Here is an 11,903-nt window from a genome sequence, read left to right on the forward strand (position 1 = left end):
CATTCGCCTAAGCAGACAAAATGGTTAGATCTGTACGTATCTGTGCTTATCTGTACATATCTTTACTTTTCTGTACTTGGAGCAACAGGCATGGCATCCTAGCGCCTATTCAGGCGAACCGGTATTGTCGTTAAGAAATATGCAGCACCATAGCTTATCCGCTAACCCTTCTTCAAGTGTTATTACGTTGCTACAGCTGGCGCTGGCTGTACTTGGGATCTGGTTTATTCTGCACAGCTGGAGTAGTGCCCGGGCGGAAGGACAGCAGGTACTACAACAGCAAAACCAGCTGCTGATGCGTGAGACACTGAGCGCGCTGTCTCATACTGCCGGCTACTTACTGGAAAATGATCAGCTGGAAGGCTTGCAGCAACTGACACAACATATTGCAGAAAATCCGTTTTTGCATGATGTGGTGGTTTACGATGCCAACGGTGTGCGCCTGAGCTGGTCTGAAGCTAATACGCCGGCGCGTTTACTGTATAGCCCGGATCAGGCGTTACCCTTGATCCCAATGGTAGAGGAAATAAGGGTTAATCAACAATTGCTCGGCTACATTAAGGTGAGCCTGCTACATGATAAAAACCTGTTCCCGGGCTATGACTTCTGGCAGCAACTAATGCAGCAGATGCTGGGACTGTTTTTATTAACTGCCGCCATCGGCATGTTGTTAAAACGCAGCTTTTACCGTCTGATCAGCCGCTATCGTAAGCTGCCGGTCAAGCAGCAAACCTGAGTTACCGCCTCAGCGGCTTAATCTCAGCACTGTCAGGCTATTCTGCCATAGCGCCGCAGCAAGATGCTCTGGTGGCTCTGGCCGCAAATTACATAAGCTTTCAAACACCCGTCGTAATTGTGCCGGCGTATTGGTTTGCCCCTGAAAGCCAGACAGCGGCATTGCCGGTGCATCCGTCTCTAACACTAAGGCCGCAAGCGGCAGCCTTGATACCGCTTTACGGGTTTTCTCGGCACGCTCGTAAGTGATAGTGCCACCGATACCCAGTTTAAAACCTTGCTCGATAAAGGTCATCCCCTGCGCATAGCTACCCGAAAACGCATGCAGAATGCCACCAGCGGCAAAACGTTGCCGTTTTAACTCAGCCAGCAGCTGCACCTGACTTTTGCGATGATGCAGGATCACCGGCAGATCCAGACGGTTAGCCAACGTCAGTTGGGCACTAAATAGCTGCTGCTGCAGCTCGAAGGTGTCGCTATCGAGCGCAAAATCAAGGCCAATTTCACCTACTGCAGCTACCTGCCCGCGGTGCTGTTCCAGTAAGTCAGCCAGCTGTGTCACCTGCTGCAAGCTATGCTGCGCCGCCCACCAGGGATGTATCCCCAGCGCAATTTGCCAAGCCGGTTCTGTGGCGCGTAATTGCAGTAAGTCAGGCCAGGCTGCAGCCGAGACCGCCGGGATCAGCAGTGCTCTGACACCGACTAGCTGTGCCTGCTGCCAATGCTCCTGCTGCCGTGGCGCCAGTTGTGGTAAGTCGAGGTGACAGTGGGTATCAAAAAGCGCCAAGCCGCCTGATGGCAGGCGGCTTGGGTTAATTGTTGCAGAGCTAAATGAGGCCATGGCTTAATTAAGGACAAAGCCGCTCAATTTGCCAACTGCCATCTGCCTGACGCTGATACATAAAGCGATCGTGTAAGCGGTGTTCGCCCCCCTGCCAGAATTCTATTTTCGACGGCTTCACCAAAAAACCGCCCCAAAACGAGGGTAACGGCACTTCGCCATGCTCAAACTTATGTTTGATCTCGGCAAACTTTTGCATCAGGGCATGCCGGGTCGAAATCGGCCGGCTTTGTTCTGAGGCCCAGGCCGCCAGCTGACTTTCTTTGGGTCGTGACAGAAAGTATTTTACCACCTGACTACTGGGTACACGCTCGGCGGTGCCGTAAACAATCACCTGGCGCTCCAGTGGATGCCAGGGAAAGTGCAGACTGACCTTCGGATTAACCGCCAGCTCAGAGGCTTTACGGCTGCCAAGGTTAGTATAAAAGGTAAAACCACTGCTGTTGACGTCTTTTAACAGCACCAGCCGTTGCGACGGCTGGCCTGATGCATCCACCGTCGCGACACACATTGCCGTCGGATCCGGCAATTCAGCAGCAATCGCATCTTTTAGCCATTGCTCAAATTGCACTATCGGATCAGCGGCTAAATTATCCGCATCCAGCTTATCTTTGGTGTAACTACGGCGAATATCATCAATTTTCATCTTACATACGCTCCATCACCTCAATACCCAGCAGGTCCAAACCCTTGGCCAGCAGGCGGGCACTGATAATACTGAGCATTAAACGGCTATCCCGCTCAGCAGGATCAACACCATCTTTCAGGATTGGGCAGGCTTCATAGAAGGTCATAAACAAACTGGCCAGCTCGTACAGGTAGCTACAAAGTAAATTCGGCTGGGCATCCTTCATCACCTGCTGCAGCGTTTCTTCAAAGCGCAGGATTTTCACCGCCAGCAGCCTTTCCTGCTCTGCGGTCAGTACGATAGGCGCTTGGAAGCTGTCTGCAACCTCAGCTTTACGCAAAATGCTGCGCACCCGGGTGTACGCGTATTGCAGATAAGGCGCCGTGGCGCCTTCAAAAGCCAGCATCGCATCCCAGCTAAAGATATAGTCACTGGTGCGGTTCTTCGACAGATCGGCAAATTTCACCGCGCCAATCCCCACTTTACGTGCGATCTCGGCGATCTCTTGCTCCGACAGCTCGCTGGACTTTTCCCGCACCACCGCATCCGCCCGCACTACTGCCTCTTCCAGCAGTTCAGCCAGCTTAACAGTGCCGCCGGTACGGGTTTTAAATGGCTTACCATCTTCGCCCATCATGGTGCCAAAGGGGCAATGATCGTAAGCGGTGTCGGCGCGCAATAAACCTGCTTTACGGGCCGTCAGTTCAACCTGTTTAAAATGCAGCGCCTGGCGGGCATCGGTAAAGATAATAATCCGGTCCGCCGCCAGCTGATGGCTACGATACTGACACGCAGCTAAATCAGTAGTGGCATACAGGAAACCACCGCCGGTTTTCTGAATGATAAAGGGCGATGGTTTGCCTTCTTTATCGGCCAGTTCGCTTAAAAACACTACTAGCGCGCCCTGATCTTCAACCGCAATGCCAGCTGCAACCAGTTGATCAACAATCGGCTGTAGCATCGGGTTGTAGGCGCTTTCCGGTTTGATATCGGCATCGGTCAGCGTCACATTTAGCTTCTGATAGACTTCATTACTGTGCTTAACCGAGGTATCGATAAAGAGTTGCCACAGTTTTTGACAATGTGCATCCCCGCTTTGCAGTTTCACCACATAGTCACGGGATTTATCCGCAAAGCCGGCTTCATCATCAAAACGCTTTTTTGCCTGACGGTAGAATTCCTCCAGATCGGCCAGCGCGACGCTTTCCAGATCCACGCCCTCAGCCAGCTTATCTTCCAGATGCGCGATCAGCATCCCGAACTGGGTGCCCCAATCCCCCATATGGTTTTGCCGGATCACCTTATCACCCCAGAACTCCAGGGTACGAACCACGGCATCGCCGATAATGGTCGAACGCAAATGACCGACGTGCATTTCCTTCGCCAGGTTTGGTGCCGAGTAATCCACCACTACGGTTTGCGGTTGCGGATTCGCACTGACGCCCAGGCGGACGTCGCTGGCGGCTTGGGCTAATTCACCGGCCAGCCACTCAGGCTTTAAGGTCACATTAATAAAGCCAGGACCCGCGATCTCAACCTTGCTAGCCAGGTCATCCAGGGCTAACAAGGCAACCAGTTGCTCAGCCAACTGGCGTGGGTTGGTTTTTAACTGTTTAGCGGCGCTCATCGCGCCATTGATCTGGTAGTCACCAAATTCCGGCCTAGTGCTTTGTGTCACCGCCGGATTGGTCTCAGCCGGCAAGCCTAACTTAATAAAGGCGTCCTGAGTTTTATTGGCTAAAAGCTGTTTAATATTCATTACTTAACCTGTTAGTGTTCACGGGTTTTGAAGAATTTGATCTTCGGATAACGCTCCATCGCCAGGTTAAGGTTAACCATGGTCGGTGCAATATAGGTCAGGTTATCGCCACCATCCAATGCCAGGTTAGTGCTGGCTTTGTTCTGGAATTCCTGCAGCGCTTTGGCATCATCGCAATAAACCCAGCGCGCCGTGCTGACGTTTACGCTCTCGTACAAGGCATCAACGTTATATTCTGATTTTAAGCGATGCACCACCACGTCAAACTGCAGTACGCCAACGGCACCGACTATCAGATCGTTATTATCCAGCGGCCGGAACACCTGTACTGCGCCTTCTTCTGACAGCTGAACCAGGCCTTTTAATAATTGCTTTTGTTTCAGCGGATCACGCAGCCGGATGCGGCGGAACAATTCCGGGGCAAAGTTCGGGATACCGGTAAACTGCATATCTTCGCCAGTGGTAAAGGTATCACCAATTTTGATCGTACCATGGTTATGCAAACCGATAATATCACCCGGATAGGCTTCTTCCAGATGCTCGCGGTCGCCAGCAAGGAAGGTTAAGGCCTGCGGGATCAAAATATCTTTACCAATCCGGACATGCCGTACTTTCATACCTTTTTCATACTTGCCCGACACGATACGCAGGAAGGCGACGCGGTCGCGGTGCTTCGGATCCATATTCGCCTGGATCTTAAATACAAAACCGCTAAAGCCGCTCTCTGTTGGCTCAACCTTACGACTGGTGGTTTCACGCGCCTGGGGTGCCGGCGCCCAAGCCGTCAGGCCATCCAGCATATGATCGACACCAAAGTTACCCAGCGCCGTACCGAAGAATACCGGTGTTAACTCGCCTTTTAAAAATAACTCGCGGTCAAATTCATGACTGGCGCCCTGCACCAGCTCCATTTCGTCCCGCAATTGTTGCGCGAAATAGCCAAGACGTTGATCCAACTCAGGATTATCAATACCTTTGATGATATCGACATCCTGAATGGTATGGCCAAAACCCGACTTATAAAAAATCACCTCATCGCGTAGGATATGGTAAACGCCCTTAAATTCCTTACCCGAACCAATAGGCCAGGTAATAGGGGCGCAGGCGATTTTCAATACGCTTTCCACTTCATCGAGCAAATCAACCGGATCGCGGATATCCCGGTCCATTTTATTCATAAAGGTCAGAATAGGTGTATCGCGTAGCCGGGTAACTTCCATCAGCTTGATGGTCCGATCTTCAACACCTTTGGCGCCGTCGATTACCATCAAGCAAGAGTCTACGGCGGTCAGGGTGCGGTAGGTATCTTCCGAGAAATCCTCGTGACCGGGGGTGTCCAGCAGGTTAACCAGACAGTCTTTATAAGGAAACTGCATCACTGAGGTAGTAACCGAGATGCCCCGCTCTTTTTCCATCTCCATCCAGTCTGAGGTGGCATACTGGCCGGATTTTTTGCCTTTAACGGTACCGGCTTTTTGAATAAGTTGCCCGAATAACAACACCTTTTCGGTGATAGTGGTCTTACCGGCATCCGGGTGCGAGATAATAGCGAAGGTTCTGCGGCTGTCGACTTCCGCAATAAAGGCTTGATTGGTCATAATTTCCGTAACTAATAGCGCTGAGAACTTTTGTCGCAGCTGTATTGGTAAATGCCGGCTATTATAGCAGCCGTAACGGCTCACTCACAGCATCTTGAACAGCAAGCAGATGTTACAGCGGTAATGCCATTAAAACGGCGGCTTCACGACCTGCGGCATTAACGTAATAGTTGACGCGGCGGCCGGTTTCAATAAAACCATACTTTTGATACAACTGAATGGCATGCTTTGCTGATTCACGCACTTCGAGCCAGGCATCCAGCACCTGACGTTGCTGGCACTGAGCGATAAAATGCTGCAGTAACTGAGCCCCCAGCCCCTGCCCTTGCGCATCAACCCGCACACAGATATTAAACAGTTGCGCTTCGACAGCGATATGCTGGCCAAAATAGAAACCCTGTAATTGTCCCTGCAGATAGATACCAAAACTAAAGTAGCGCTCGCCAAAGCAAGAGGCAAATACCTTCTCTGACCAGGGATAAGGATTGGCAGCTTGTTCAATCAGATAAAGCTCGGCTATCTGTTTAGGCTCTAACGGGCGGATCTCAGTCATTGATATAATCACCCAGCAGTGTCCAGAGCGCGCGTTTTTGTTGAGGAGTAAATTGGAACTGGGGATCGAGCAGTAATTGTTGGTGCTGCACGCTAAACGTATTCTGCTGCGCCGCTATGCGGTAACCTTGCAAAGAGGTCAGCGTCAGACAGGTTTCCAGATCAGCAACTAGCTGACCACTCAAGCGTTCACCAGCTGGTGGCAGAGTCATTTCCGGCATAGCGAAAAAACCCTGCTTCGGCTGTAGAGGCTTAATACCGAGTTGCTGTAACAGTAATAATTGGGTCGAATTAAGATTTGTCATATCAGGAAGTGGCAGGGGCAGAGGGATTCGAACCCCCAACCATCGGTTTTGGAGACCGCTGTTCTACCAATTGGAACTATGCCCCTAGCGTTGGAGTCGCCATTATACAAAGAAGCCAACAAAGGTAAAGCAGAAAACTGCAAAGCATTATTCAAGTGCATACAAAACATACATTATGTGCGATTAAACTGCACCTTAGCATGCAGCTCAGATCGCTGCAATGCTGGTTAACTAGATTGCCAGAGCGCTGTTGTTAGGTATTGGCATTAATTCGGTTGGCTTTGCAGATAGAGGCGGCTTGGTCGTAGTGCGATGTGTCATTGATGGCGCGGATATCGCTCGTTGCTATTGGTCTGCTTTATTGTCTCGCTTGAATGTCTTTATCACTATCGCAGGATGACTCCGGTACGGCGGGCGTACCGGAGTCTGGGTGTCGTATACTCGTTTAGTTTGGCGCCTTGTTCAGAAGCCGCTCGGTCGTAGTGTGGTGTGTCATTGATGGCGTGGTTATGGCTCGTTGTTATTGGTCTGCTTTGCTGTCTCGCTTGCGTGTATTTATTACTATCGCAGGATGACTCCGGTACGGCGGGCGTACCGGAGTCTGAGTGTGGTGTCATCTTCTAGTTTGGCGCTTCGTGCAGGGCGTGCGTGGTCGTAGTGCGGTGTGTCATTGATGGCGCGGATATCGCTCGCTGTGATAAGTCCTTGATGGCGTTTGGCTTAATCTTGTCTATCACTATCGCAGAATGACTCCGGTACGGCGGGCGTACCGGAGTCTGGGTGTGGTGTACTCGTTTAGTTTGGCGCTTTGTACAGAAGCTGTGTAATCGAAGTGCGATGTAGCATGGCGACAAAAACGCCGGGAGCGTTTTTGGACTGCCGCAGGCAGGTCCCACAGGGACGAGCCACAGGGATGGGGCGAGCACAAAAACGCCGGGAGCGTTTTTGGACGTTGCGAAGCGACGGCCCGAAGGGCGAAACACAGGAGGTGTTTCGCAATGCCACACCCGGTAGGGGCTGTGGCTGGCATGGGAGAGTAGTACCCCCGCGTAGCGGATAATGCAAAAAGCCCACTCGATAGGGTAGGCCTTTTGCTTGAATGAGGTGCCTTCATGCCCCTCTCAGAGCTCGGGGCGTTCAGCCGGCGCCAAGCCAAACTGTTGGCTTGGCGTCTCCCGGCTTCACTGTACTAAGTTGCTCACCCCCTCCCTGGGGTTCGCCGCTTCGCGGCCAGCTAAAGCTGTCCCAGTTCGTTCCTGACGAACTGGTCGCATGGTATCGCCCTGCTCGAGCAGTACACCGCGTCAGAACAGCAGCCAATAAAAAAGCCCCACTCTTTCGAGTAGGGCTTTTCTATTGAATGAGGTGCCTGGCGGTGTACTACTCTCGCATGGCGAATGCCACACTACCATCGTCGCAGCTGCGTTTCACTTCTGAGTTCGGAATGGAGTCAGGTGGTTCCACAGCGCTATTGNACCAGGCAATAACTGGTTTGTCTGTTCTTTAACTTAGCAAGCTTCTAGTTCGCACACTGTAAACTTTCTTTAAAACATCTTGGGCGTTGTATGGTTAAGCCTCTCGGGCAATTAGTATGAGTTAGCTCAACGCCTCGCAGCGCTTCCACACCTCACCTATCAACGTTGTGGTCTCCAACGACCCTTTAGTACCCTCAGGGGGTAAGGGATAACTCATCTTGTGGCCGGCTTCCCGCTTAGATGCTTTCAGCGGTTATCCGTTCCGAACATAGCTACCGGGCAGTGCCATTGGCATGACAACCCGAACACCAGCGGTTCGTTCACTCCGGTCCTCTCGTACTAGGAGCAACTCCACTCAATTATCCAACGCCCACGGCAGATAGGGACCGAACTGTCTCACGACGTTCTAAACCCAGCTCGCGTACCACTTTAAATGGCGAACAGCCATACCCTTGGGACCGACTTCAGCCCCAGGATGTGATGAGCCGACATCGAGGTGCCAAACACCGCCGTCGATATGAACTCTTGGGCGGTATCAGCCTGTTATCCCCGGAGTACCTTTTATCCGTTGAGCGATGGCCCTTCCATACAGAACCACCGGATCACTATGACCTACTTTCGTACCTGCTCGACGTGTCTGTCTCGCAGTTAAGCTGGCTTCTACCATTACACTAACCGTACGATGTCCGACCGTACTTAGCCAACCTTCGTGCTCCTCCGTTACGCTTTAGGAGGAGACCGCCCCAGTCAAACTACCCACCAGACACTGTCCGCAATCCCGATCCAGGGACCTACGTTAGAACATCAAACATACAAGGGTGGTATTTCAAGGACGGCTCCACCAGGACTAGCGTCCCAGCTTCAAAGCCTCCCACCTATCCTACACATGTAGGGTCAATGTTCAGTGCCAAGCTATAGTAAAGGTTCACGGGGTCTTTCCGTCTAGCCGCGGGTATACGGCATCTTCACCGCAATTTCAATTTCACTGAGTCTCGGCTGGAGACAGCCTGGCCATCATTACACCATTCGTGCAGGTCGGAACTTACCCGACAAGGAATTTCGCTACCTTAGGACCGTTATAGTTACGGCCGCCGTTTACCGGGGCTTCGATCAAGAGCTTCGCTTGCGCTAACCCCATCAATTAACCTTCCGGCACCGGGCAGGTGTCACACCCTATACGTCCACTTACGTGTTTGCAGAGTGCTGTGTTTTTAATAAACAGTTGCAGCCAGCTGGTCACTGCGACTCTCATATGCTTACAGCGCAAGGCCTTCACACACAAGAGCGTACCTTCTCCCGAAGTTACGGTACTATTTTGCCTAGTTCCTTCAGCCGAGTTCTCTCAAGCGCCTTGGTATGCTCTACCTGACCACCTGTGTCGGTTTAGGGTACGGTCACCAATACCTGAAGCTTAGAGGCTTTTCCTGGAAGCAGAGCGTCAGCAACTTCGTCACCGTAGTGACTCGTCTCGTGTCTCAGTCTTAGAGAAGCGGATTTACCTACCTCTCCAACCTACGCACTTTCACGCGGACTACCAACGCCGCGCTTGCCTAGCTTTCTCCGTCCCCCCATCGCAGTATTGGCCGGTACGGGAATATTAACCCGTTTCCCATCGACTACGCCTTTCAGCCTCGCCTTAGGGGCCGACTCACCCTACCCTGATTAGCATGGGATAGGAACCCTTGGTCTTTCGGCGGGGAAGTTTTTCACTCCCCTTATCGTTACTCATGTCAGCATTCGCACTTCTGATACCTCCAGCATGCCTCCCGGCACACCTTCGCAGGCTTACAGAACGCTCCTCTACCACTCATCCATAGGATGAATCCGCAGCTTCGGTGGATGATTTTAGCCCCGTTACATCTTCCGCGCAGGCCGACTCGACTAGTGAGCTATTACGCTTTCTTTAAAGGATGGCTGCTTCTAAGCCAACCTCCTAGCTGTCTATGCCTTCCCACATCGTTTTCCACTTAATCATCACTTTGGGACCTTAGCTGGCGGTCTGGGTTGTTTCCCTTTTCACGACGGACGTTAGCACCCGCCGTGTGTCTCCCGAGTAGTACTCACCGGTATTCGGAGTTTGCATGGGGTTGGTAAGTCGGGATGACCCCCTAGCCCAAACAGTGCTCTACCCCCGGTGGTATTCGCTCGAGGCGCTACCTAAATAGCTTTCGAGGAGAACCAGATATCTCCGAGCTTGATTAGCCTTTCACTCCAAGCCACAAGTCATCCCCTACTTTTTCAACAGTAGTGGGTTCGGTCCTCCAATTAGTGTTACCCAATCTTCAACCTGCTCATGGCTAGATCGCCCGGTTTCGGGTCTACACCCTGCAACTATTCGCCCAGTTAAGACTCGGTTTCCCTACGGCTCCCCTATTCGGTTAACCTCGCTACAGAATGTAAGTCGCTGACCCATTATACAAAAGGTACGCAGTCACCCAACAAAGTGGGCTCCCACTGCTTGTACGTACACGGTTTCAGGTTCTATTTCACTCCTCTTACAGAGGTTCTTTTCGCCTTTCCCTCACGGTACTGGTTCACTATCGGTCAGTCAGGAGTATTTAGCCTTGGAGGATGGTCCCCCCATCTTCAAACAGGATACCACGTGTCCCGTCCTACTCGTTTTCACTATAAAGGTGTTGTCGTGTACGGGGCTATCACCCTGTATCGCTCAGCTTTCCAGATGATTCCACTAACACCAATCTAGCTTAAGGGCTAGTCCGCGTTCGCTCGCCGCTACTGACGGAATCTCGGTTGATTTCTTTTCCTCGGGGTACTTAGATGTTTCAGTTCTCCCGGTTTGCCTCCTTAACCTATGTATTCAGTTAAGGATAGTGAGTAAACTCACTGGGTTTCCCCATTCGGATATCTACGGTTCAGCGCCTCTTACCGGCTCCCCATAGCTTTTCGCAGGTTAGTACGTCCTTCATCGCCTCTGACTGCCAAGGCATCCACCGTGTACGCTTAGTCACTTAACCATACAACCCCAAAATGTCTTTAAAAGCTTAAACACCTAAGCGCTTATATTTGAATTTGCAGAGCAATCATTATCAGTGTCACGCAAGTAGTGATGGAGTTAAGCGGGGTAAACGCTGTCTCGTGCGAAGCACTGCTTCGCAAAGCGTTTACGCGAGGCCGTGGATGGCCGAGCCGGAACACACCACCAAGGACGGTACCTACTCCTTACTCGCTACTGCAACACACCAATATATGGTGGAGCTAAGCGGGATCGAACCGCTGACCTCCTGCGTGCAAGGCAGGCGCTCTCCCAGCTGAGCTATAGCCCCATGTATTGGTTGGTCTGACTTATAGCTTCGCATTTTAACCTTATGCGTCGCCTTGGTTCGTCATTCACTCAGTCATGTACCTGATGTACACTCCTTCGCTCACTCCTCAGTCGGCTCGCCTAAGCTTAAACTTCTCGCTCTAAGTCTTCTCTGGTAATTTCGTGCCAGGCAAGGCATTTTGAAGCGAAGTGTACTTAGGTACACGAGCTTTAAAATAACGCCGCATGGTGCGAAATTGGTTGGTCTGAGTAGACTCGAACTACCGACCTCACCCTTATCAGGGGTGCGCTCTAACCACCTGAGCTACAGACCAATTTTAAAGCGTTAAACTCACATTTAACGTTAAAACCGTTTGCTCTATCTCTTCCAATCAATTATTGCTTCGCTGCTCACTCGCTTATTCGGTCATGTACTACCTGTACACTCCCTCATTCGCTCACTCCGCCGCTCGCACTAAGCAAAACATCCTGCGTTAAACTCACATTTAACGTTAAAACCGTTTGCTCTATCTCATGCAATCAATCATCTGTGTGAACACTTATGAATCGTTCTAATAGGTAAGGAGGTGATCCAACCGCAGGTTCCCCTACGGTTACCTTGTTACGACTTCACCCCAGTCATGAATCACAAAGTGGTAAGCGCCCTCCCGAAGGTTAAGCTACCTACTTCTTTTGCAACCCACTCCCATGGTGTGACGGGCGGTGTGTACAAGGCCCGGGAACGTAT

General features: G+C 51.5%; 7 protein-coding genes, 3 tRNA genes and 3 rRNA genes (1 of these 13 cut by a window edge). 1 reads left to right on the forward strand and 12 read right to left on the reverse strand.

The genetic code is table 11. From position 1 onward, the window contains the following. Positions 1–124 precede the first annotated feature (124 nt). Positions 125–736 carry an AhpA/YtjB family protein gene (locus tag A9165_RS10490; RefSeq protein ID WP_255365701.1) on the forward strand — a complete coding sequence of 204 codons (612 nt, stop codon included), beginning with the start codon at positions 125–127 and terminating at the stop codon, positions 734–736. Between the two features lie 9 nt (positions 737–745). Here the strand turns inward: A9165_RS10490 and A9165_RS10495 are convergent, their stop codons facing one another. The 12 genes from A9165_RS10495 to A9165_RS10550 all read right to left on the reverse strand — a co-directional run. After that, positions 746–1,522 (reverse strand): TatD family hydrolase, encoded by a 777-nt coding sequence (locus tag A9165_RS10495; protein WP_255365702.1) that lies wholly within the window; start codon positions 1,520–1,522, stop codon positions 746–748. 61 nt (positions 1,523–1,583) lie between these two features. Beyond that, a complete protein-coding gene (pdxH, locus tag A9165_RS10500) occupies positions 1,584–2,222 on the reverse strand; it encodes a pyridoxamine 5'-phosphate oxidase (protein WP_065955833.1) in 639 nt (212 codons plus the stop codon). A 1-nt stretch (position 2,223) separates the two neighbouring features. Further along, positions 2,224–3,963 carry an arginine--tRNA ligase gene (argS, locus tag A9165_RS10505; RefSeq protein ID WP_065955834.1) on the reverse strand — a complete coding sequence of 580 codons (1,740 nt, stop codon included), beginning with the start codon at positions 3,961–3,963 and terminating at the stop codon, positions 2,224–2,226. 11 nt (positions 3,964–3,974) lie between these two features. Then, a complete protein-coding gene (gene prfC, locus A9165_RS10510; protein WP_065955865.1) occupies positions 3,975–5,561 on the reverse strand; it encodes a peptide chain release factor 3 in 1,587 nt (528 codons plus the stop codon). Between the two features lie 112 nt (positions 5,562–5,673). Then, a complete protein-coding gene (gene rimI / locus A9165_RS10515) occupies positions 5,674–6,114 on the reverse strand; it encodes a ribosomal protein S18-alanine N-acetyltransferase (RefSeq protein WP_065955835.1) in 441 nt (146 codons plus the stop codon). Beyond that, positions 6,107–6,418, reverse strand: a complete 312-nt coding sequence (locus A9165_RS10520) for a hypothetical protein (protein WP_065955836.1) — start codon at positions 6,416–6,418, stop codon at positions 6,107–6,109. The genes rimI and A9165_RS10520 overlap by 8 nt, the downstream gene beginning before the upstream one ends. 9 nt (positions 6,419–6,427) lie before the next feature. Further along, a tRNA-Trp gene (locus A9165_RS10525) sits at positions 6,428–6,504 on the reverse strand. 1,281 nt (positions 6,505–7,785) lie between these two features. Beyond that, a 5S ribosomal RNA gene (gene rrf / locus A9165_RS10530) occupies positions 7,786–7,899 on the reverse strand. 84 nt (positions 7,900–7,983) lie between these two features. After that, positions 7,984–10,868, reverse strand: a 23S ribosomal RNA gene (locus A9165_RS10535). A 233-nt stretch (positions 10,869–11,101) separates the two neighbouring features. Then, positions 11,102–11,177 (reverse strand) — tRNA-Ala (locus tag A9165_RS10540). 236 nt (positions 11,178–11,413) lie between these two features. Next, positions 11,414–11,490 (reverse strand) — tRNA-Ile (locus A9165_RS10545). Between the two features lie 245 nt (positions 11,491–11,735). After that, positions 11,736–11,903: ribosomal RNA gene (locus tag A9165_RS10550) — 16S ribosomal RNA — on the reverse strand (it continues 1,368 nt past the right edge of the window). Together the 16S, 23S and 5S rRNA genes with 2 tRNA genes alongside form the textbook arrangement of a ribosomal RNA operon.

Source organism: Alishewanella sp. HH-ZS (assembly GCF_001704375.1).
Taxonomy (GTDB): domain Bacteria; phylum Pseudomonadota; class Gammaproteobacteria; order Enterobacterales; family Alteromonadaceae; genus Alishewanella; species Alishewanella aestuarii.

Coding starts and splice junctions, on each gene's coding strand:
- pdxH (WP_065955833.1), bottom strand. CDS start 2,222: ATGAAAATTGATGATATTCGCCGTAGTTACACCAAAGATAAGCTGGAT.
- argS (WP_065955834.1), bottom strand. CDS start 3,963: ATGAATATTAAACAGCTTTTAGCCAATAAAACTCAGGACGCCTTTATT.
- prfC (WP_065955865.1), bottom strand. CDS start 5,561: ATGACCAATCAAGCCTTTATTGCGGAAGTCGACAGCCGCAGAACCTTC.
- rimI (WP_065955835.1), bottom strand. CDS start 6,114: ATGACTGAGATCCGCCCGTTAGAGCCTAAACAGATAGCCGAGCTTTAT.
- A9165_RS10520 (WP_065955836.1), bottom strand. CDS start 6,418: ATGACAAATCTTAATTCGACCCAATTATTACTGTTACAGCAACTCGGT.